The organism is Brevibacterium sanguinis (assembly GCF_003315415.1).
Taxonomy (GTDB): Bacteria; Actinomycetota; Actinomycetes; order Actinomycetales; family Brevibacteriaceae; genus Brevibacterium; species Brevibacterium celere_A.
The window spans coordinates 89,968-111,645 of the sequence record NZ_QNSB01000006.1 but is presented as its reverse complement, the minus strand read 5'-3'; the positions used below and the strand labels follow the sequence as shown (position 1 = coordinate 111,645).

Annotated in this window: 16 protein-coding genes; 12 read left to right on the top strand and 4 right to left on the bottom strand. The window is 69.3% G+C overall.

Annotated features, from left to right (window positions below):
* Window positions 1-160: 160 nt before the first annotated feature.
* Together DFO65_RS10295 and DFO65_RS10290 are read left to right on the top strand one after the other, a co-directional pair.
* Entirely contained in the window at window positions 161-1,144 is a 984-nt protein-coding gene (locus DFO65_RS10295; RefSeq protein ID WP_113904472.1) for a helix-turn-helix domain-containing protein, read from the top strand.
* Window positions 1,141-1,779, top strand: coding sequence for a dihydrofolate reductase family protein (locus DFO65_RS10290; protein ID WP_113904341.1), 639 nt, complete (start codon window positions 1,141-1,143; stop codon window positions 1,777-1,779). Before DFO65_RS10295 ends, DFO65_RS10290 begins: the two co-directional genes overlap by 4 nt.
* Window positions 1,780-1,793: 14 nt before the next feature.
* Here the strand turns inward: DFO65_RS10290 and DFO65_RS10285 are convergent, their stop codons facing one another.
* Window positions 1,794-3,152 (bottom strand): glucarate dehydratase family protein, encoded by a 1,359-nt coding sequence (locus tag DFO65_RS10285; RefSeq protein ID WP_113904471.1) that lies wholly within the window; start codon window positions 3,150-3,152, stop codon window positions 1,794-1,796.
* A 14-nt stretch (window positions 3,153-3,166) separates the two neighbouring features.
* Window positions 3,167-4,291, bottom strand: coding sequence for an L-talarate/galactarate dehydratase (locus tag DFO65_RS10280; protein WP_113904340.1), 1,125 nt, complete (start codon window positions 4,289-4,291; stop codon window positions 3,167-3,169).
* A gap of 204 nt (window positions 4,292-4,495) precedes the next feature.
* Between DFO65_RS10280 and kdgD the strand changes: the two genes are divergently transcribed.
* The 3 genes from kdgD to DFO65_RS10265 are packed head-to-tail and all read left to right on the top strand — an operon-like array spanning window position 4,496 to window position 8,450.
* On the top strand, window positions 4,496-5,461 hold the full coding sequence (kdgD, locus tag DFO65_RS10275) for a 5-dehydro-4-deoxyglucarate dehydratase (protein ID WP_113904339.1): 966 nt from the start codon (window positions 4,496-4,498) through the stop codon (window positions 5,459-5,461).
* A 47-nt stretch (window positions 5,462-5,508) separates the two neighbouring features.
* Window positions 5,509-7,113 (top strand): aldehyde dehydrogenase (NADP(+)), encoded by a 1,605-nt coding sequence (locus DFO65_RS10270; RefSeq protein ID WP_113904338.1) that lies wholly within the window; start codon window positions 5,509-5,511, stop codon window positions 7,111-7,113.
* Entirely contained in the window at window positions 7,110-8,450 is a 1,341-nt protein-coding gene (locus tag DFO65_RS10265; protein ID WP_113904337.1) for an enolase C-terminal domain-like protein, read from the top strand. Before DFO65_RS10270 ends, DFO65_RS10265 begins: the two co-directional genes overlap by 4 nt.
* 254 nt (window positions 8,451-8,704) lie before the next feature.
* On the opposite strand, the gene DFO65_RS10260 is transcribed toward DFO65_RS10265, so the two are convergent.
* Window positions 8,705-9,718 carry a LacI family DNA-binding transcriptional regulator gene (locus DFO65_RS10260; protein ID WP_181778697.1) on the bottom strand — a complete coding sequence of 338 codons (1,014 nt, stop codon included), beginning with the start codon at window positions 9,716-9,718 and terminating at the stop codon, window positions 8,705-8,707.
* 154 nt (window positions 9,719-9,872) lie between these two features.
* On the opposite strand from DFO65_RS10260, the gene DFO65_RS10255 reads away from it, so the two are divergent.
* From DFO65_RS10255 to DFO65_RS10225, 7 genes are all read left to right on the top strand, one after another.
* Window positions 9,873-11,294: an APC family permease gene (locus tag DFO65_RS10255; RefSeq protein WP_113904335.1), complete on the top strand. Its 1,422-nt coding sequence runs from the start codon at window positions 9,873-9,875 to the stop codon at window positions 11,292-11,294.
* A 188-nt stretch (window positions 11,295-11,482) separates the two neighbouring features.
* Window positions 11,483-13,102: an amidohydrolase gene (locus DFO65_RS10250; protein WP_113904334.1), complete on the top strand. Its 1,620-nt coding sequence runs from the start codon at window positions 11,483-11,485 to the stop codon at window positions 13,100-13,102.
* A gap of 78 nt (window positions 13,103-13,180) precedes the next feature.
* Entirely contained in the window at window positions 13,181-13,939 is a 759-nt protein-coding gene (locus DFO65_RS10245) for an HpcH/HpaI aldolase family protein (RefSeq protein WP_113904333.1), read from the top strand.
* A gap of 197 nt (window positions 13,940-14,136) precedes the next feature.
* Window positions 14,137-16,638 (top strand): outer membrane protein assembly factor BamB family protein, encoded by a 2,502-nt coding sequence (locus DFO65_RS10240; protein ID WP_147233332.1) that lies wholly within the window; start codon window positions 14,137-14,139, stop codon window positions 16,636-16,638.
* Window positions 16,635-17,357, top strand: a complete 723-nt coding sequence (locus DFO65_RS10235; RefSeq protein WP_147233330.1) for an IclR family transcriptional regulator — start codon at window positions 16,635-16,637, stop codon at window positions 17,355-17,357. Before DFO65_RS10240 ends, DFO65_RS10235 begins: the two co-directional genes overlap by 4 nt.
* A 135-nt stretch (window positions 17,358-17,492) precedes the next feature.
* Entirely contained in the window at window positions 17,493-18,719 is a 1,227-nt protein-coding gene (locus DFO65_RS10230; RefSeq protein WP_245940608.1) for a cytochrome P450, read from the top strand.
* Between the two features lie 24 nt (window positions 18,720-18,743).
* Entirely contained in the window at window positions 18,744-20,441 is a 1,698-nt protein-coding gene (locus tag DFO65_RS10225) for an HAL/PAL/TAL family ammonia-lyase (RefSeq protein WP_245940607.1), read from the top strand.
* Window positions 20,442-20,486: 45 nt separating this feature from the next.
* Here DFO65_RS10225 and DFO65_RS10220 read toward each other — a convergent pair whose 3' ends face one another.
* The gene (locus tag DFO65_RS10220; protein WP_113904330.1) at window positions 20,487-21,581 is read right to left on the bottom strand and encodes a PLP-dependent cysteine synthase family protein; all 1,095 of its coding nucleotides are present in this window, start codon (window positions 21,579-21,581) and stop codon (window positions 20,487-20,489) included.
* Between the last annotated feature and the right edge of the window lie 97 nt (window positions 21,582-21,678).

Below are 21,678 nucleotides of genomic sequence, written 5' to 3'. Positions count from 1 at the left end.
GTTGTTGTCGTGCCGGTGGACGGGCCGAGCGGACGTTCTTCTGTGTGCATGCGGCAAGACTAGGGTGCGGGACCGGCCAGGGGAAGGGCCGTGAGCGCCTCCGTCCGAGGAGAGCAATTTCGGTCATGCGATCGTGCCGGTGGCGGTCCAGACTGTTCTCATGACGACGAACGGACGGGACCGGCTGCGGGAGCTCCTCGACGCCGTGCTCGACGAACGCCACGGCAGCCTCGACGAGATGGCCGCCGGCGCCTTCTCGACGCGCTTCCACTTCGGTCGCACGGTGTCCCGGCAGACAGGGGAGTCGCCGGTGGCGATGCGCCGACGGGTGATGCTCGAGCGCGCCGCCTGGCAGCTGCGACAGGGGACGAGCGTCGCCGACGCCGCCTGGACGGCCGGGTACTCCTCGGTGGAGGGATTCAGCCGGGCGTTCTCCAAAGCATTCGGCCGTCCGCCCAGCTCGGAGCCGGAGTCGGGCCACTGGCTGCCCAGCCCGAACGGAATCCACTTCCACCCGCCCACCTCGCTGTGGGTGAACTCGCAGGAGACCCTGATGAATCCGTTGAGCGAACAGCTCGTCCGCCACGATCTCGACGACATCTCCCACCTCATCCGCGTGGCGCTCCGCATGGACGACGAGGAGCTTCACCGGGAGGTCCTCGCGGACGTCACCGTGCTCGAGTGGGACGGCGGCGAATCGTCGATCCGCGCTGTCCTCGAGAACCTCGTCTTCACGAAGGAGGTGTGGCTCGCCGCGGTCGACGGCCAGGATCTGCCCGAACGCCGACCGGACTCCGGACTCCAGGCACTCCAGCGCCGCCACGAGGAGGCCGGTGGACGCTGGCTCGCCTTCGTCCGCGACATCGATCGCCGAGGCGCCTGGGACGACCGCCTCATCGACGCACTCTGCGATCCTCCCGAGAGCTTCGTCATCAGCGCCGTCGTCGCCCATGTCCTCACGTACTCCGCTCACCGCCGCCACCTCGTGCGGCACATGGTGAGACGACTGGGCCACGCCGTCGACGAGGGCGACCCGATCATGTGGCTGCGCAGGCTGCGCGGTGAGGAACCGGACATCGACGTGCCAACGAGTACCGATGCGCCCTGTGACGACGAAGAGACCACGGAAGGAGCCGACTCATGAGTCGAACGATCTACTACACGGCCACCACCCTCGACGGCTTCATCGCCGATCCGAACGACTCCCTCGACTGGCTGCTGAGGCAGCCCCAGGCGGGAGACGCGATGCCGGCCGAGGGCGACAGCTCGCCCGCCGCGGGCGAGAACTCACCCGGACCGGGGGAGGACTCACCCGGACCGGGGGACTACGACGAGTTCATCGCAGGTGTCGGCGCCCTGGTGATGGGATCGACGACTTACGAATGGGTGCTGCGGCACGAGGCCGGCGCCTGGCCGTACCGACTGCCCACCTGGGTGATGACTCATCGTCAGCTGCCACGGCCGGAGAACAGCGGACCCGACGACGATCTGGGCATCCGCTTCGCGAAGGGGAGTGCTGCCGAGGTGCATGCGGCGATGAGGGACGCCGCCGGTGACAAGGACCTCTGGGTCGTCGGCGGAGGGGACCTCGCCGGTCAGTTCGCCGAGGCGGGACTCCTCGACGAGGTCATCACCTCGATCGCGCCGGTGACTCTGGGGGCGGGACGTCCGCTGCTGCCGCGTCGCCTCGACCTCGAACTCCTCGAGATCGGACGCAACGGCGCCTTCGTCGTCGCCCGACATCGCGTCGTCGGTCCCCTGACCGAGGACCGGAGCTGAGACTGTCCCCTTGCTCACCAGCGAGGGGCGAGGGCCGAGTACTCCGGGTCGAATCTCTGCATGTAGCCGGTGTCGTCGCGATTCCTGATCCCGCAGTCGAGGTAGGCCTCGTGCAGACGGGCGAGCTTGTCCCGATCGAGTTCGACGCCGAGGCCCGGGGAGGTGGGAACAGCGACACGGCCGTCGACGAAGCGGAACGGCGAACCCATGATGACGTCGTCCTCCGGGTTCTTCCACGGCCAATGGGTATCGCAGGCGTAATCGATGTTCGGGGTCGCAGCTGCCAAGTGGAGCATCGCCGCGAGGCTGATGCCCAGGTGGGAGTTCGAATGCATCGACAGGGACATCCCGAACGTCTCGGCGGTCCCGGCTAGCAGGCCCGAACGCCTGAGTCCGCCCCAGAAATGGTGATCCGAGAGGATGATGTCGACGCTTCCCGCAGCGATCGCCGACGGCAGCTGGTCGAAGGCGACGACGCACATGTTCGTCGCCACCGGCATCGCCACGGCCTTTCGGACCTCAGCCATCCCGGCGATTCCGGGAGTCGGGTCCTCGAGGTACTCGAGGACCGATTCGAGCCGGTCGGCCACCTGGATCGAGGTCTCGACGGTCCACGCGGCATTCGGATCGATACGCAGAGGGACACCGGGGAAGTGCTCGGCCAGGGCCTCGATGGCCGCGGCCTCCTCTTCCGGCGGGAAGACGCCGCCCTTGAGCTTGAGCGCGGTGAACCCGTAATCGGAGACCATCTTCTGCGCCTGAGCGACGATTCCGGCTGGGTCGAGTGCCTCACCCCAGGAATCCTCGACGTGACCGGGGTGAGCAGCCCATTTGTAGAACAGATAGCCGCTGAACTCCACGGAATCCCTCACCCGGCCGCCGAGCAGTTCCGACACCGGCAGACCGAGCAGCTTGCCCTGGACATCCAGGCAGGCGACCTCGAAGGGGGAGAACACGCGGTCGAGCGTCGAGGAGTCGGTGATCATCCCGCTCATTCCATGGCCGCCGACGCCGGAGTCCTGCGTCAGCGCCTCGGCGACGGCAGATCGGGACGCGGTGAGGAGGAAGGGGTCGGTGCCGATGAGCGCGCTCGACGCCAGTTCCAGGCGCCGGATATGCGCCTCGTCGCCGTAGGATTCGCCGAGGCCGTACACACCGGAATCGGTGATGATCTCGATGACCGTCCGCAGGGCGTAGGGCTCGTGCACGCCGACGGCGTTGAGGAGCGGGGGATCGGCGAAGGCCACTGGAGTGATCCGGACCTCGGCGATCCTCGCCCGCGCCGAGGTGACCGGGAGTCCGGACGTTCCCTCGAGTGCCGTTGCGGCCGGTGTCCGGGTGCCCGCCGAGGCGGCCGACAGCTGCTCATTCATGTCTCCGCTCCCCTTCACCCGATCGTCACGGTCTCGGTGGTCCAGGTCCGCGCCTGGTCGCTGAGGGAGATGCCCAGTCCCGGGCGGTCGGGAACGATCATCCGGCCGTCCCTCGTCTCCAGGCGTTCGTTGAAGAGAGGGTCGAGCCAGTCGAAGTGCTCGACCCAGGTCTCGCGCGGATAGCAGGCGGCGAGGTGGAGGTGGATCTCCATGGCGAAGTGCGGGGCGATGTCGAGGGCGGCTTCGTCGGCCAGGGCGAGCAGACGCATGAACTGGGTGATTCCGCCGACGCGGGGCGCGTCAGGCTGGAGGATGTCGCAGGCGCGGGCGTCGATGAGGCTGCGGTGCTCGGCGACGGAGCTGAGCATCTCACCGGTGGCGATGGGAGTGTCGAGCGTCCGCGTCAGCCGGGCATGGCCCTCGACGTCGTAGGCGTCGAGCGGTTCCTCGATCCACACGAGGTCGAGGTCGTCGAAGGCGCGCCCCATTCGCAGCGCCGTCGCGCGGTCCCACTGCTGGTTGGCATCCACCATGAGCGGGGCGACTCCGATGTGCTCGCGAACCGCCGTCACCCGTCGGATGTCCTCGGCGGTGTCGGGCAGACCGACCTTGATCTTGATCCCGCCGATGCCCTCCTCCAGCGACTGCGAGGCTCGGTCCTTCACCTCGGCGAGGGAGGCGTTGAGGAAGCCGCCCGAGGTGTTGTATGTGCGGACGGAGTCGCGGTGACTGCCGAGGAGCTTGGCCAAGGGCAGGTCGGCGCGCTTGGCCTTGAGGTCGTAGAGGGCGATGTCGATCGCGGCCAGGGCCTGGGTCGCCAGCCCCGAACGTCCGACGGATGCGCCGGCCCACAGCAGCTTGGTGTAGAGCTTTCCGATGTCATTGGGGTCCTCACCGAGGGCCGCCTCGGCGACCTCCTTGGCGTGCGCGTACTGAGCGGGTCCGCCGGCTCGCTTCGAGTAGCTGAACCCGATTCCGGAACGACCCTGTGCTGTCTCGATCTCGGCGAAGAGCATCGCCACCTCGGTCATCGGCTTCTGCCTGCCGGTGAAGACCTTGGCGTCGGAGATCGGCACCGACAGGGGAAGGGGGATCTGGGACAGGGTGATCGAACGGATCGCATCCGGGCGGTAGGTCATGGGGACTCCTGGTCGGGAACGAGGTCTGGGGCGTGACTGCTCCGGGGGTGTCGGAGGGAGGCAACGCTGTCCATGACACAGCGATTCGTCGGACTACTCCAATGCCCTTTGGGTATCACCCAATATCGTCTCGGGCTTAGACAGGCATTGAAGGCCCTCATAAAGTCACGTTCGTATCGACTCGCTCATCAGAAGGATTCCCTCATGGCCCAGTTCTCCCCACAGGAGCTCGCCGCCCATCTCAAGGACGGTCTGCTCTCGTTTCCCGCCACCGCGTTCGATGCCGAACTCAACGTTGACGAGGAGCGGTACCGCGAGCACATCGCCTGGCAGTCGAGCTACGACGTCGCCGGACTCTTCGCCGCCGGCGGTACGGGGGAAGGGTTCAGCCTGAGCCCCGACGAGGCCGCTCGAGTCGTGGCGCTGGCCGTGGCAGAATCCCGGCCGGAGGTTCCCGTGCTCGCCTCTGCGGGCGGTGCGACCGTGCACGCGGTGCGCAATGTCCAGGACGCCGAGGCGGCCGGTGCCGAGGGCGTGCTCGTCCTGCCCCCGTATCTCACCGAATGCGACCAGGACGGTCTCTACCGCCATGTCGCCGCGATCTGCGAGGCCACGAGCATCGGCATCATCGTCTACAACCGGGCCAACGCCGTCTACTCGGCCGAGACCGTCGCCCGGCTGGCCGACAACCACCCGAACTTCATCGGGTTCAAGGACGCCATCGGCGACATCGAGCACCTGACGAAGGTCTACGCGAAGAACGGGGATCGGCTGTTCTACCTCGGCGGTCTGCCGACCGCCGAGACGTTCGCGCTGCCGCTCCTGCAGCTGGGGATGAGCACGTACTCCTCGGCGATGTTCAACTTCGTGCCCGAGTTCGCCCTCGACTTCTACGCCGACGTGCGCGCACAGGACCGGACCGCGGTGACCGAGAAGCTCAATCGCTTCGTCCTTCCCTACCTCGAGATCCGCGATCGGGTCAAAGGCTACGGAGTCTCGATCGTCAAGGGGGGCCTCAAGGCGATCGGACGCGACAGCGGACCCGTCCGGCCCCCGCTCCAGGACCTCAGCGAGGACGACGTCTCGGACCTCGCACTGCTCATCGCCTCGGCGGGCATCGCCCCCGATGGTGCCGCGGAGGCTCCCACCCTCAAGTCGGCGACCGCCTGATACCGACCCGACCGCCTGACTCCGTCCAGACGACGAGGAGAACCGAGATGACGAAGACCGAACTCCGAGGGCACTCGCTGATCGCAGGATCCGAGGTCACCGGCAGAGCCGGAACGGCACAGGCCGTCGACCCCCGGACGAACGCCCCGCTCGACCCCGTCTACACGGCACTCGACGCCGAGCAGACCGAAGAGGCGACCCGCGCCGCGGCCGCCGCCTTCGCCGGATACCGTTCGACATCGCCGAAGGACCGAAGCACATTCCTCGACAGGATCGCCGACAACATCGACGCGGTGCGAGCGCCGCTCGTCGAGCGGGCGATGGCCGAGACGGGCCTGCCCGAGGCCCGGCTGAACGGCGAGGTCTCCCGCACCGTCGGCCAGCTGCGCCTGTTCGCCGACGTGGTCCGGGTCGGCAACTTCCACGGGGCGAGGATCGACCCCGCCCTGCCCGAACGCTCACCCCTGCCGAGACTCGACATCCGGCAGCGCAGAGTCCCCATCGGACCCGTCGCCGTCTTCGGCGCGAGCAACTTCCCGCTGGCCTTCTCGGTCGCGGGAGGGGACACGGCCTCGGCGCTCGCCGCAGGGTGTCCTGTCGTCGTCAAGGCTCACAACGCCCACCCCGGCACGAGTGAGATCGTCGGCCGGGCGGTCACCGCCGCGGCAGCCGAGTGCGGAATCGATCCCGGGGTCTTCTCCCTCGTCTACGGCGCGGGATCGACGATCGGCCAGCAGCTGGCCGCGGACCCGCGGATCGCCGCGATCGGATTCACCGGCTCGCGGTCGGCTGGGCTCTCGCTGAGCGCGACGGCCGCGAACCGTCCCGTGCCGATTCCCGTCTACGCCGAGATGAGCTCGATCAACCCGGTCATCGTCCTGCCCGGGAGCCTGAGCTCGGACGGAGTCGGCCCCGAGGCCCTCGCCTCCCAATTCATCACCTCGCTGACGGGGTCCAGCGGTCAGCTGTGCACCGCCCCCGGTCTCGTCCTCGTCCCCGAGGGCGCGCCAGGGGACGGCTTCGTCGATCATGTCGCTGCGCTCCTGCCCGAGCAGACCGGGCAGACCATGCTCACCCCAGGAATCGCCGAGGCGTTCGGCACGGGAGTGGCGGCACTCCGGTCACAGCCGGGCGTCGACGAAATCGCCTCCGGGGTTCCCGGGGTCGGAGAGAACGCGCCCGCCCCCATCGTCTTCACGACCCGCGCATCCGAGTTCGCCGCCAACGAGGCGCTGGCCCAGGAGATCTTCGGGGCCGCCTCCCTCGTGGTCCGCTACCGGGACGCCGAGGAGCTCAGAGCCGTTCTCGAAGGCCTCGAGGGGCAGCTGACGGCCACGGTGCAGGCGACCGAATCCGACTTCGGCACCGTCCGTGCGCTCCTGCCCGTCCTCGAGGGGCTGTGCGGGCGCATCCTCTGGGGCGGTTGGCCGACCGGAGTCGAAGTCGGACATGCCATGGTCCATGGCGGACCCTTCCCGGCCACCTCGGCACCCGCGACCACATCGGTGGGGAGCCTTGCTATCGAGCGCTTCCTCCGCCCGGTCAGCTACCAGTCGATGCCGCCGCAGCTGCTTCCCGAGCCCGTGCGCGATGACAACCCGTGGTCCGTCGTCCAGCTGCACGACGGTCGGGTGAAAGGATCGAACCCATGAATGCCTCTCAACGCTCCGGCGGTCCCGTGATCGCCTCGGTGGAGGTCGTTCCCGTCGCCGGGCACGACTCCATGCTCATGAACCTGTCCGGTGCTCACGGCCCCTACTTCACCCGGAACATCGTGATCATCACCGACAGCGACGGGCGCACCGGCCTCGGCGAAGTCCCCGGTGGCGAGCCGATCCGCTCGACCATCGAGGACGCCGCCCGGCTGCTCATCGGCCGGCCGGTGGCGCGCCTGCGCAGTCTGCTGCGCGAGGTGGAATCGGCCTTCCGCGACCGTGACTCCGGCGGACGAGGCGATCAGACCTTCGACCAACGCGTCGCCATCCATGCCGTGACCGCGATCGAATCCTGTCTGCTCGACCTCCATGGTCAGTTCCTCGGGGTTCCCGTCGCCGAGCTTCTCGGCGCCGGCCAGCAGCGGGAGAGCGTGCCGATGCTCGGATACCTGTTCTATGTCGGCGATCCCGATGCCACCGGCCTCGGCTATCTTCGTGAACCCGAGGCCTCGGGCTGGGACCGGCTGCGACGTGAGAAGGCCATGGACCCCGCTTCGGTCGTCGCCCTCGCCGAGGCGGCGCATGAGAAGTACGGGTTCCGCGACTTCAAGCTCAAGGGCGGGGTGCTCGACGGGGACACCGAGGTCGACACCGTGATCGCGCTCAAGGAGCGCTTCCCCGCTGCCCGGATCACCTTGGATCCCAACGGCGGCTGGCTGCTCGACGAGGCCATTCGCCTGGGCCGGAGGATGGAGGGCGTCGTCGCCTACGCCGAGGATCCGTGCGGTGCCGAAGGCCGATTCTCGGGTCGCGAGGTGATGGCGGAGTTCAAGCGCGCCACCGGCCTGCGGACGGCGACGAACATGATCGCCACGGATTGGCGGGAGATGCAGCACGCGGTCCGGGAAGCGGCTGTGGACATCCCGTTGGCCGATCCGCACTTCTGGACCATGGCCGGTTCGGTCCGTGTGGCGCAGATGTGCCACGACTTCGGTCTGACATGGGGATCGCATTCGAACAACCACTTCGACATCTCCCTGGCGATGTTCACGCATGTCGGAGCGGCTGCGCCCGGCCAGATCACCGCCCTGGACACGCACTGGATCTGGCAGGACGGGCAGGCGCTGACCCGTGAGCCGCTGCGGATCGTCGACAGTGCGATCACAGTTCCCCGGTCCCCGGGACTGGGCATCGAGCTCGATCGTGACCGCCTGGAGGCCGCGAACCGCCTCTACCTCGAGCACGGCCTCGGCAGCCGTGACGATGCGATCGCCATGCAGCATCTCATCAAGGATTGGGCCTTCGATCCCAAGCGCCCGGCGATGGTGCGGTAGGCCGGCCGGTGCGCCTGCGCGCTGGGCGCGGAGGGAGCGGGGCCGCACCTGCGTGGTGCATCGGGCCAGGGAGGGAGCGTGGCCGCGGAATGTGGGCGATGCGCGCCTCGTGCCGGGATTCTCCGGGAGGTCAGGGTCGAGATCGGCAGCAGATTTCGACCCGAAGGGACAGATTCGACGTGGCGCCACGTCGAATCTGTCCCTTCGGGTCGATAGAGGGCGGAGACTCGCCGAGGTCCGGGGGCCGCCCGCCCTCACCTGCCGGCGGTTCCGGGGCCGGCGGTCGAGGCGCGGTAGACGACTCGCGTCTCGACCACCTCGGCGAGGGGACCTGAGGCGCTCTCCTCACCGTCGAGGACACGGCGCAGCACCGCCATGCACCGGCGGCCGAACTCCCGCGGATGGAGATCGACCGCGGTCACGGCGGGATCGGTGTGGCCGAGCGCGGGGGAGTCGACGGCCGCGGCGACGAGGAGATCCTCGCCCACGGTGCGGCCGTACTCCGCCGCCGAGGTGATGACGCTGAGGACGGAGCCGTCGGTGAGGGCGAGGATCGCATCGACCCCACCGGTCTCGAGGAGGCTCCGGGTCGCCGCGCGGGTCGACTCCTCGATGTCGGCGAGGTTCGCGCTCTCGACGCGGGGCTCGACATCGTGGGCGCGGCACCACTCCTGGTACGCCTCCTCGATCGCCATCGACCAGGACATCCGCTCACCGGTGGTGATGATCGCCGGGCGGCGTGAGCCGGCGGCGGCGAAGTGATCGAGGATCTCGACCGCCGATGTCCCATGGTCAGAAGCCACCCGGCCGGCCACCTCGGCGCGCGGACCCGGCATCTCCTCCCCGGTGACGACCGGCAGCCCGAGGTCGAGGAGCTGTCCGACCATCGGATCGTCGAGCGTCGGGTCGAGAACGATGATCCCGTCGGCCTGGAGCCTGCCGAGCGAGCTGCGCCGGTGGGGGATGAGGGTGACGGTGTGGCCCGAGAGCTCGGCCTCGTCGATGACGCCGAAGGTCGCCTCCATGTAGTAGCTGAGGGTCGAGACGTAGCGGGGGAGGTAGACGGCGATCATCCCGGTCCGGGAGGAGCGCAGGTTCTGCGCCGTCTGATTGGGGGTGTAGCCGAGTTCGGCGGCGATCCGCAGCACCTTCGACCGGGTCGCGTCGGAGACTCCCGGACGCCCGGACAGGGCGAACGACGCCGCCGCCCTCGACACGTCGGCGTGCTCGGCGACCTGCTTGAGAGTGACGGCGCGGTTCCTCGGCATCCTTCGACGGTAGCAGAGTCGGGAGCCCGTGTTGCACGTATCACTTAATCGATTTAGCATTGATCCACGACGGTGCCGGTCGCCTCAGTGTCGGCGGAGCCGCCAGCCACTGAAATCCAGTTCTGTCGACCACGAACGGCTCGAAGGAGAGAACGTGTCCCAGCAATCCGCCCCGCACCTCAAGCGTGCGCTCGGCCTGGTCGGGCTGACCCTGTTCGGCCTGTCCTACATGGCCGTGGCAACGGTCTTCACCACCTACGGCATCGTCAACCAGGTCACCGAGGGGCGACTGCCGCTGGCCTATGTCGTCGCCCTCATCACGATGATCTTCACGGCCATGAGCTACGCGGCGATGGTCCGCCGCTACCCGGTCGCGGGGTCGGCCTACACCTACGTCCAGCAGTCCTACGGCGGCACGGCCGGATTCCTCACCGGCTGGGTGCTCCTGCTCGACTACCTCTTCATCCCCATGATCAACTTTATGATCCTGGGCCTCTACGTCGGCACCCAGTTCCCGAGCATCCCGACCCAGGTCTTCTCCCTGGCCGCAGTGATCATCATCTACGTCTTCAACGTCCTCGGGATCAAGCTCGCCAACCGCTTCAACATCACGACGGTCGCGATCTCCGTGGCGACCGTCGTCGTCTTCGGCATCCTCGCGCTCAAGGCCGCGATCGGCGACCCCGAGGCACCCGGACTCATCGAGCCGTTCATCCCGGGATCCGACGGCTTCAGCCCGATCCTCACCGGTGCCGGGATCCTCGCCCTGTCCTTCCTCGGGTTCGACGCGGTCTCGACCCTGTCGGAGGAGGCCCGCAACCCGCAGCGCGACATCCCGCGGGCGATCATCCTCACCACCCTCCTCGGCGGTGGGATCTTCATCCTCATCTCCTGGGTGGGAGCGCTCTCCTACCACCCGGATGACTGGAGCGTCGTCCCGCAGGAGCTCCTCGACGCCGCCGGTGTCGTCCTCGCCGAGCATGTGGGCGGGCAGATCCTCGCCACCCTCATGGTCATCTCCTCCATCGCCGGCTGCCTGGGATCGGGACTGGCCGGACAGGTCTCCGTGTCGCGCATCCTCTACTCGATGGGTCGCGACGGCACCCTGCCCAAGGTGCTGGGCACGCTGTCGAAGCGGTTCAAGACCCCCGCGGTCGCGACGACGGTCGTGTCCGTCATCGCCCTGTCCTGCCTCTTCCTCACCCTCGACCAGGCTGCGTTCATGATCAGCTTCGGGGCGCTCGCCGCCTTCAGCATGGTCAACCTCTCGGTCATCCGCGCCTACCTGTTCCCCGCGACCGGCGATGCCGTGCGCACCCCGGGAGCGATCGTCCGCTACGGACTCGTCCCGCTCATCGGCTTCGGGCTGTGCATCTGGCTGTGGACCTCGCTCGAGCCCTTCACCTGGGTCATCGGCATCGCGTGGGCTCTCATCGGTCTGGGGATCCTGCTCGTCAAGACCCGCTTCTTCCGACGTCCGGTCCCGACCCTGCGCTTCGACGAGGTCGTCGTCGACGAGCCCGCGGACGAGTCGCCGACCTCCGGTGCCCAGTCGGCCCCGACCCCGGGAAGCTGACGAATGCGGCCGTGAGCGCCGGTGGGCCTCGGCGTCCTCCCTCGGGCGCCGAGGCGCTCGCCGGTGTGAATCGGCCCGTCCCCGAGAGTGCCCCGGCGCCTCCGATCGCGCCGGCCTCCGACAGCAGAAGCAGTACAGTAAGCCCAACCGACCACCGAGAACGACCCCGAGAACAAGGATGTGACACAGTGACAGCGAACCAGACGGCGGACCTTGCCGTGAAGGCGCACGCCCTCCACAGCATGAGCGAGGACGCCGGGAACCGGCCCGCGGCCTCCGCACCGGCGCTCGCGGTCGCCGATGGCCGCATCGTCGCCCTGGGAGACGCCGTCGAGTCGTGGATCGGGGAGGAGACGACGGTCCTCGACCTCGACGGGGCCATCATCCCCGCGCTCACCGACGCCCATGCGCACCCGATCATGAGCCTGTCGATGGCCCGCGGAGCCGACCTCTCCGCCTGCCGCTCCCTTGACGACGTCGCCGAGGCGCTGCGACGGGAGGCCGAGGGCCGCGACCCCGAGGACTGGGTCCTCGGCTGGGGGCTCGACCCGAACCTCTTCGTCGAGACCGGGATCACCAACGCCGTGCTCCACACCGCGCTCGGTGCCGGGCGCAAGTCCTACGTCACCCTCTTCGACGCGCACTCGGCGATCACCTCGGCGGCGGCCCTCGAGCTCGCGGGCGTCACGACGGGACGAACCTGGCCCAGCGGCGCCGAGATCGTCGCCGACGACTCCGGTCAGCCGACCGGCCATCTCCTCGAGTTCGAGGCGATGGACGTGGTCCAGGACGTCATGCCCGTCCAGCCACTCGAGGAGAAGGTCGCCGGGCTGCACGCCCTGCTGGCGGCGATGGCGGCGAGGGGCATCGGCGAGATCCACGTCATGGACATGAATGAGCCGAACATCGTCGACCTCCTCACCGCCGCCGAGGCGCACGCCCCGCTGCCGGTCAAGCTGCGGATCTCGCCGTGGTGCACCCCGGCGATGAGCGACGCCGAGTGCGCCGAGCTCGTCGAGAAGCAGAAGCTGCACGGTCAGCGCTGGCGCGTCGGGGGAGTGAAGTTCTTCATCGACGGCACCGTCGAGGGCGGCACCGCGTGGCTCGAGACCCCCGACTCGAAGGGCGAGTCGACCACCTCGGTGTGGGGTGGGATCGAGGCCTATGCCGCGCGGGTGAGGGCGCTCAACGAGGCGGGAGTGCCGACCGCGACGCACGCGATCGGCGAACGCGGGATCCGGGAGGTCGCCGAGACCCTGGCCGCGCTGCCCGACACCGGGACCCAGCACCGCATCGAGCACATCGAATCCGTCGGTCGCGACGTCATCGAGCTGATGGGCCGTGCGGGGATCGCAGCGAGCATGCAGCCGACCCACTGCACCCACTACACGCGGGCCGACGGCAGCGACGACTGGTCGCAGCGCCTCGGCGAGGACCGGGCGAAGCGGGCGTGGTGCACGCGCGACGTCCTCGACGCGGGAGCGATCCTCGCGCTCGGCTCCGACTATCCCGTGGCCCCCTACGATGCGCTCGCGATCATGGCCGACGCGCAGCTGCGCCGTCCGGTCGAGGACGCCGGTGCCGATCCGATCCTGCCCGAGCAGGGGCTCACCGCCGCCGAGGCGCTCGCCGGGTACACGACGGGCCCGCACCGGGCGATCGGGGAGGACGGCGGGTACCTCGCCGTCGGCGCGCCCGCGTCGTTCGCGGTCCTCGACGTCGACCCGCTGGCCGTCGAGGCCGAGGCACTGGGCTCGGCACGGGTGCTGCTCACCGTCTCCGACGGTCACATCACGCACCGCGCCTGAGGGCCGGCCGGAGACCTCCGCGGCCCCCAGTTCGGGCATCGCCCATGCGGGGCGGGGCGGGTGTGATTCGATGCTGTCATGACTGAAGCGATCGAGACCCACCGCGCCCGCCTCGCCGCCGGAGAGATCTACAACGGACTGTGGATGATGACCTCGAGTCAGGAGCTCGCGAAGATCGGGGCCGCCGCCGGCTTCGACTACGTGTGCCTCGACATGCAGCACGGCTTCGTCCGCGCCGAGGACATCCTCCGCCTCACCGATGCCGTGCGCGCCGGCGGTGATGCCCTCGTCGCCGCCCGGGTCGCGGCGAACCGATTCACCGAGATCGGGATGCTCGCCGACGCCGGCGTCGAAGCCGTCATCGTCCCGCTCGTCTCGACCGCCGCCGAGGCGCGCTCGGCCGCCGCGGCCCTCGACTACCCGAGCCGCGGCGGAGAGCGCTCCTGGGGTCCGACCGCCGAGCTCATGACCGGCGCCGCCCGCGACACCCGCGCCGAGCGCCCGCTCCTCTTCGTCATGATCGAGACCGCGGAGGGCCTGGCCAACCTCGACGAGATCTGCGCCGAGCCAGGCGTCGACGGCGTCTACGTCGGCCCCGCCGACCTCGCCTTCGCCGTCGGCACCGTTCCCGGAGAGCCCGATGAGGCCCACGCCGAGGCTGTCCGCCGCATCCGTGAGACCGCCGAGGCGCACGGCAAAGTCCCCGGCATCCACTGCGGCAACGGCGCGGAAGCCAAGCTGCGCCGCGAGCAGGGGTACCGATTCATCACCTCGGCGGGGGACATCGGGGCGGCAGTCCGCGCCTTCCGCGAGGACCTGAGCGCCGCGCGGTCGTGAGCGGCGGCTGACCCAGCGTCCAGCGGCGGCTGAACCGTGTGTCAGTCGACGTCGACCCCCAGGTGTGCCGATTTCGGAACACCCGCGCCCGGGCGGCCCGGGGCTGGGTATGTTGAGTGCTTATGAGGACTCAATGGCGGACCACCGCCCCGGCGCAACGGCGGTCGGCTGCGGTGCGGACAGCAACGGTGCTGGGCGTGATGCTCGTTCTGCTCGCCGGCCTGACCGCGTGCACGGACGACTCCGGCGACCCCTTGGAGTACGCGGATCCGCCCGTGTGGAAGGGCAAGGACTTCGGGGCACTGGACCTGTCCGGCACGAGGATCATCGGCGACACCGCGCTCATCTCCACCACCGTCCACTCCGGAGGCGGGCTGGCGGCGATCGACCTCCGGAGCGGAGAGGTGCTGTGGAGCGCCGACGACGGCGACCCCGTGCTCGACGGAGATGGTGCGGTCGTCGACCTGCGCAGCCCGCACGAACCCGCGCCACCGCTGGTCAGGGACCTCGGCGACGGCGGATTCGAGGTGCTCGTCCCGTACCGGACCGCCGTCGACTCCTTCGCCGTCGAGTCGGGGTCGACCCACGACGTCGGGGTGATGGCCCTCAACGGCGAGACGGGGAAGCCGTCGTGGGTGAGCGAACCGCTGAGCCAGGCGAAGGACAACGGCGTGGGGAACCTGTCCGAGCTGCGGGCACGGCCGATGTTCGCCGATGCCGACACCGTGGTCGCCGTCGCGACCAGCGGGGACCATCCGCAGTCCCTCGTCACCTCGGCGCTCGACGCGGACAGCGGTGACACCAGGTGGTCCGTGCCCGAACTGTGGCCGACCTCCCTGGGAGGCGGGACCGTCACCCTCACCGAGGTCGACGAGCTCTTCCTCTTCCACGACGACTCCGGACCCGAGCCGAGGGAGACTGCCTCCGTCTCCGCCGTGCGCGCCGCCGACGGAAAGCCGGCGTGGGACCTCGACAAGGATTTCGACGCTTCACGCCTCGTGGCCGCATCCGGCGGATATGCCGTGATCAGCGGTGAGACCGAGGACGAGGCCGACTACCCGGTGCAGGAGCGGCGCCTGGTCCGCCTGGACTCGGGCGCGACGGTGGAGGAGCTCGCGGGATTCGCCTCCTGCGTCTCGAGCTCGGTTCTCATCGCCTGCACCGAGGAGGACGAGCTGACCACCTATCGCACCGACGGCGAGGGCGAGCTCGTGACGAGGGAATCGCGGCCCTTCGGGTCGAAGTCCTCGAGCCACGACTGGGAGATCTCCGAGGTGTTCGGGGAGAACCTCGTCGCCGTCGACGGTTCCGAGGGCACGGAGGTCCGGTCGGTCCTCGACGCCGAGGGACGGACGCGAGCCGATGAGCTGCCCGGGTTCCCCAAGGAACTGACCGAGGAGTACGGGGTCTTCTGCGCCGAGGAGACGGAGGGATGCACCATCAGCGCCGCCGCCCCGGAGAAGGTCACCCCGGGATCCGCCTCGTCGAGCGTGGAGCCGTGGGACCTCGGCGAGCCGCTGTGGACGTGGGGCGGCCCGGGTGCCCCGGGGTCGAAGCTGCCCCTGGACAGCTCCAGCGGAGCAGCAGTCGTCGACGACGCCGTCGTCTCCTTCGGCGAGGGCGATTCCCCTTCGACCTACGTCGTCGCCGAGGCGCAGACGGGCAAGGTCCGGTGGACTCTCGAGTCCCGGACACCGGGACGGACCCCCGGCGGCGCCCCCATCGAATGGTCGATGTACGGGAGCGGGGAACCTCACATCGTCGACACCGCGGAGGGCTGGTCCCTGCTCACCACCGGGATCTCCGAGTCGAGGATGGGGATCGTCTCACTGAGCGGAGACAGCGGGGAAGTCGAATGGTTCCAGCCGCTCACCGCCGCCGAGGACGTGGTGCGGATCCGCACCGTCGCCGGCGCGCGCGTCGGGGCGACGATCGAGGAGTACTCCGACGACGACGCCAACAGCCAAGGCTCGACGCGCACCGTTCTCCTCGACACGTCGGCAGGGAAGGACGAGCGGACGGTGTGGACCCTCGACGATGCGACGGTCGTCTCCATCGCCGAGGAGACGGTCCTCGTGCGGGCCACCGAGAATTCGGGGGGCTATGCGCAGGAGGGTGGGCACCGCCTCGTCGGCATCGACGACGGGAAGGACGTCCGCTTCGAAACCGGTGGCGGCGCTTCAGGCGACGGCGACGGCGACGGCGACGGCGTCGAGTCCGAGGTCGGGGACGAGCTCCTCCACCCGGCCGCGATCGCCGGTGATCTGCTCATCGTCAATACGGACGATGGAGCCGAGATCAGGGATGTGACCTCTGGTTCGCTGCTCGAGAGGGTCGGCAAGCGACTCACGGACTGCGCCGCCTCGGCGGGGACGGTGATGTGCAGCTCCGCGCCGCAGCCGCCGCTCAACCGCTTGGCGACCCCGATCGTGCTCTCGAGGGACGGCGACTCCATCGCCGTCGACCAGCTGCGCGACCACGGCATCGCGGGAATCTCGGGAGCGCATGACGGACGCTTCTTCGTCCACTCCCAGGACGTCAACCAGTCGATCGCGATCGACGAGAAGGGACACCTGGTCGACCCGAACGTGCCCGGCGGATTCGCCGGCGTCAGCTCCCAGGGGTACGTGCTGCTCATGACCTGCCAGCCGGGAGCGTGCACGTGGGAAGCGAGCTGGGACGTGCGGAGGTCGGGGTGAGCGATCGTGACACCGCGCTCGTCCGCGGGCTCAAGGTCCTCACCCGGATCGCCGAGTCGGGGGAGACCACGGCGAAGCAGCTCGCCGACGACGTCGGGCTGCCGCTGTCGACGACGTATCGGTACCTCAAGACCCTGCGCGACTTCGAGCTCGTCGAGGAGTTCGACGGGCGCTACCTCCCGAGCTCGAGGCTGAGCTCCTGGTCGGGGCACGGAAACTCGCGCTCGCACCTGCTCGAGGTGGGGCACCCGTTCCTGCGCCGCCTCAGCGCCAGGACCGGACGCACCTCGGTGCTGGCCGTGCGGGAGGGACGCAACGCGGTGTGCCTGCGGCAGTTCGCCCCCGATGAGGACGCCGACATCGCGTTCCGCACCTACGAGGTCCTGCCCCTCGACCGCGGTGCCGGTCAGCGGGTGCTGCTCGCCCATGCGCCGCCCCAGATCATCGCCGAGGTGGCCGCCGAGTCCACCGAGCCCAGGGAGCGACTCCTCGACGTACTCCGCCTGATCCGTCAGGAGGGGTTCGCCCAGTCGCGCAGCCAGCTGCGAGACGGTGCCACCGCGCTCGCCATGCCCGTCATCGTCCGCGGCGAGGTCCTGTGTTCGCTCACACTGGCCGGGCACACCGAGCGCTTCGGAGCGAAGACGGTTCGGACCCTGACCCCGGTCCTCGCCGAGGCCGTCGAACAGCTGCGCGCAGAGCTCGAGGAGTCCTGCTGAGGCGAGCCCTCGGCCCGGCACGTTCCCACGGGATGAGAACGGAAGTCGCCGCCGGTCGCCCGCGACCATACTCTTCTCAGAGTCCCCGGCGAGCGGCTGCCGGGGACCTGAGAGAGCCGAGCACAGGAGGTCCCGATGGCGATGAATGCCCCTGTCGCGGCGAACCCCGACCTCGAGGTTCCCGTGCTCGATGACGACTCCTACTCCGCGGAGATCCTCGCCGACCCGTACCCCTTCTTCGACCGACTCCGCGCGGCAGGTCCCGCGGTGTGGCTGAGCGCGCACGGAGTTCACGCTTTCGGACGTGACGCCGAGGTGCGGGCGATCCTCGAGGACCACCGCACGTTCATCTCCGGTGCGGGAGTCGGCATCGTCAACACCCACCACCATCCGCCCCTGCGGAAGCCCGGCATCCTCGAGGTCGACCCGCCCATCCACACCCGCATGCGCGCGGCGATGGACGGCGTCATCGCGCCGCAGCGGCTGCGACGCCGGCGCAAGGACTTCGCCGCCTACGCGAAGGAGATCCTCGACGAGGTGCTCTCGACGAACGGCGGTGAGTTCGACGCCGCCCGGCTGGCCGAGAAGTACGTCCTCCGCGTCTTCGGCGACGCCGTCGGGATCCCGCGAGAGGGCCGGGAGGAGAACCTCCTCGCCCAGGGCGCCGCGAATTTCTCGACCTTCGGGCCCCAGAACGAGATCGCACGGAGATGGATCACCTCAGCTGAGGGGACCTACGACTGGGTGCTGGAGAACTGCGCCCGCGACGTGCTCGACCCGGCCGGGATGGGGGCTCAGATCTGGGAGTTCGCCGACTCCGGTGACATCGACGCCGACGAGGCGACCCTCCTCGTCCGGGCCCTGCTCTCGGCGGGCCTCGACACCACGATCTTCGCCATCACCAACACGCTGCAGGTCCTCTCCTGCCACCCGGAGCAGTACCAGAGGATCCACGCCGAGCCGCGCAGCGTGAGATTCGCGATCGACGAGGCCTTCCGGTTCGAGAGCCCCTTCCAGTCCTTCTACCGCACGACGAGCAGGGACACCGTCATCGGGGGAGTCGAACTGCCCGCCGACACGAAGGTCCTCGTGTTCCCCGGCAGCGCCAACCGGGACGAATCCAAGTGGGGCGACGACGCGCACCTCTACGACGTCGCCCGCGACGCCAGCGGCCACCTCACCTTCGGGATGGGCATCCACCAATGCGTGGGGCAGCCGATCTCACGGATGGAGATGGACGCCCTGCTGTCGGCATTCGTCACGCGCATCGCGATGATCGAACCCACCGCGGAAGCCCAGCCGCTCATCCACACCACGCTGCGCAGCTGCTCCTCCGTGCCGCTGCGCGCGATCGCCGCCTGACCTCCCCCACGAAAGGACGCCCACGTGATCGACACCGCCACCGCCTGCACCCGCGAGGAATTCGCCGGTGAGGAGCTTGTGCTCGGACGAGAGCCCGCCACCCTGGAACAGCTCGTCGAGGTCGCGCGGTTCCGCCGGCGGATCCGGCTGGCGCCCGAGGTCGAGGAGCACTGCGCGAAATCGCGGGCCTGGCTCGACGACGTCATCGAGCGGATGAAGGCGGGCGAGAGCGTCGAGGCGATCTACTCGGTCAACACGGGCTTCGGGTCCCTGGCCGGACGGCGGGCCTTCCCGAGCGCCGACGACGCCGCCGAACTCTCCCGCCGACTCATCCTCGCCGACGCCTCGGGAATCGGGCGGATCGTCGACGAGGAGGTCGTGCGGGCGACGATGCTCATCCGCGTCGTCTCGCTCATCCAGGGCCACTCGGCGATCTCGTGGGCACTCGTCGAAGGGCTCGTCGCGATGCTCAATGCCGATGTCTGGCCGGCCGTGCCCGAATACGGATCGCTCGGCGCCTCGGGGGATCTCATCCCGCTCGCCCACATCGCGCTCGTGCTCACCACCGCACCGGACGGCTCCGACGAGGTCGACAACTCCGGCGAGGCGATCCTCGACGGGCGGATCGTCTCCGGGCACGAGGCGATGGCCGCGGCCGGGCTCAGGCGGATTCCCGTCGGCGCGAAGGACGGGCTCGCCCTGCTCAACGGCACCTCATTCTCCCTCGCCCAGACCGCGCTCGCGGCCTGGGACGTCCAGGGCGCGCTGCACACCGCCGAGGTGACCGCCTGCCTGTCGATCGAGGCCCTCCTCGGATTCGGAGATGCGTTCATCGCCGAACTCCACGAGGCTCGCGGACAGAAGGGCCAGATCGCGGTGGCGGCGCGGATGCGCGAGCTCATGCATGACTCGCAGCTCATCACCGGCGACCGCGACCACGATCCCGTGCGGCAGCCCCCGCAGGACGCCTACTCGCTGCGGTGCGTGCCGCAGGTGTTCGGGCCGATCGCCGACACCCTCGACTTCGCGTTCGGGCTCATCGAGCGCGAGATCAACGCCGCCACCGACAACCCGCTCGTCTTCCCTGATCTCGACCGGGGGCTCAAGGCCGTCTCCGGCGGAAACTTCCACGCCGAGTACGTCGCCTTCGCCGCCGACTTCCTCTCGATCGCGGCCACCGAGATCGGCAACATCACCGAAAGACGGATCTTCCGCCTCGACGACGGGACTCTCAACCGGGGGCTGCCGGACATGCTCGTCGACTCCGAGCAGGTCGGGCTCGACTGCGGGTTCATGCTCCCCCAGTACCTCGCCGCGGCCCTCGTCTCCGACTGCAAGACGCTGGCCCATCCGGATTCCGTGGACTCGATCCCCACCTCGGCGAACCAGGAGGACCACCTGTCGATGGCGAACAACGCCGGCCGGCACCTGCGGCAGATCGTCGCCAACGTCGAGGTGGTCGTGGGCGTCGAACTGCTCATGGCCGTCCAGGCCCTGGAACTCCGGGTCAAGGTGGGGCGTCCCGACGGGACCGCTGTCTCCGAATCGGAGCTCTCGACCGCGGCACGCCGGGTCTCGGCGATGCTGCGCGCGACCCCGGACACCCAGGGCAAGCCGATCGCCCACCTCACCCGCGACGTCGTCCTCTACCCGCAGGTGCGCACGGCAGCTGCCCTGGTCAGGCAGCGAGCGGTCATCGCCGCGGCCGACGGGAAGGGCTGAGGGCCTGCGCGGTCGGGGTGCGCGGCCCGTCGGCACCTGGGCGCATCACCCCGTCCACTCGCCGGAGTCCCACGCTCGCTCCAGCACGTCGAGGTACGGACGCAGGTCCCAGCCCTGCGCGGCGATCCACTCGGAATCGAAGTAGGTCGGCAGATAGCGGACACCGGTGTCGCACATCAGCGAGACGATCGACCCCGGCGCGTCCATCTCACACGCCAGCTTGGTCGCGAGGTAGAGCGCGGTGCCGGTCGACGGCCCGGCCAGCGCCCCGGTGCGATCGCGGAGGAAATGCGCGGCCGCCACCGAGGCGGCATCCGGCACCGCGGCCATGCGATCGACGACGTGAGGGAGGAACGAGGGCTCACAGCGGGGACGTCCGATGCCCTCGATGCGGGAACCGTCGCCGTTCCAGGCAGCCGGTTCGCCGTCGCGATAGGACCGGAAGAAGACGGAGTTCTCGGGGTCGACGACCGCGATCCGGGTGTCGAGGCACTGGTAGCGGACGTATCTGCCCAGGGTCGCGCTCGTGCCGCCTGTCCCTGCGCCGACGGTGATCCACCGGGGCACGGGATGCCGCTCCAGGGTCATCTGCTCGAAGATCGACTCGGCGATGTTGTTGTTCCCGCGCCAGTCGGTCGCGCGCTCGGCGAAGGTGAACTGGTCCATGTAGTGACCGCCGGTGTCGGCGGCGAGCCGGCGGGATTCCTCATAGACCAGAGCGGGGTCGTCGACGAAATGGCAGCGCCCGCCGTAGAACTCGATGAGGTCGACCTTGGACCGGCTCGTCGACCGGGCGACCACAGCGGTGAACGGCAGCCCGAGCATACGCGCGAAGTAGGCCTCGCTCACGGCGGTCGAGCCACTCGAAGCCTCGACGATGTGCGTGCCTTCGCCGATGAGCCCGCTGCACAGCCCATAGAGGAACAGCGACCTCGCCAATCGGTGCTTGAGCGAGCCGGTGGGATGGGTCGATTCGTCCTTGAGATAGAGGTCGACGTCCGGCAGGCCCGGGATCGGGACAGCCACCAGGTGGGTGTCTGCGGATCGGTTCTGATCGGCCCGCAGCTTGCCGATCGCGGCGGATGACCAGTCACGGTCGTCGCGGGTGGATGAATGCTCGATCATCGGCTCGGCTCTCATGCGCTCCATCCTATTGCCCGCCCGCCGATGCCGGACGTCGTCGGATCTGACTGAGCTGACGCACGAACCGTCGGCTCCGACCTCGACGCGGGAGGGT

What these genes read in the sequence shown, in the direction of transcription:
- DFO65_RS10295 (WP_113904472.1), top strand. Translation starts at nt 161, where the DNA reads ATGACGACGAACGGACGGGACCGGCTGCGGGAGCTCCTCGACGCCGTG.
- DFO65_RS10290 (WP_113904341.1), top strand. Translation starts at nt 1,141, where the DNA reads ATGAGTCGAACGATCTACTACACGGCCACCACCCTCGACGGCTTCATC.
- DFO65_RS10285 (WP_113904471.1), bottom strand. Translation starts at nt 3,152, where the DNA reads ATGAATGAGCAGCTGTCGGCCGCCTCGGCGGGCACCCGGACACCGGCC.
- DFO65_RS10280 (WP_113904340.1), bottom strand. Translation starts at nt 4,291, where the DNA reads ATGACCTACCGCCCGGATGCGATCCGTTCGATCACCCTGTCCCAGATC.
- kdgD (WP_113904339.1), top strand. Translation starts at nt 4,496, where the DNA reads ATGGCCCAGTTCTCCCCACAGGAGCTCGCCGCCCATCTCAAGGACGGT.
- DFO65_RS10270 (WP_113904338.1), top strand. Translation starts at nt 5,509, where the DNA reads ATGACGAAGACCGAACTCCGAGGGCACTCGCTGATCGCAGGATCCGAG.
- DFO65_RS10265 (WP_113904337.1), top strand. Translation starts at nt 7,110, where the DNA reads ATGAATGCCTCTCAACGCTCCGGCGGTCCCGTGATCGCCTCGGTGGAG.
- DFO65_RS10260 (WP_181778697.1), bottom strand. Translation starts at nt 9,718, where the DNA reads ATGCCGAGGAACCGCGCCGTCACTCTCAAGCAGGTCGCCGAGCACGCC.
- DFO65_RS10245 (WP_113904333.1), top strand. Translation starts at nt 13,181, where the DNA reads ATGACTGAAGCGATCGAGACCCACCGCGCCCGCCTCGCCGCCGGAGAG.
- DFO65_RS10230 (WP_245940608.1), top strand. Translation starts at nt 17,493, where the DNA reads ATGGCGATGAATGCCCCTGTCGCGGCGAACCCCGACCTCGAGGTTCCC.
- DFO65_RS10220 (WP_113904330.1), bottom strand. Translation starts at nt 21,581, where the DNA reads ATGAGAGCCGAGCCGATGATCGAGCATTCATCCACCCGCGACGACCGT.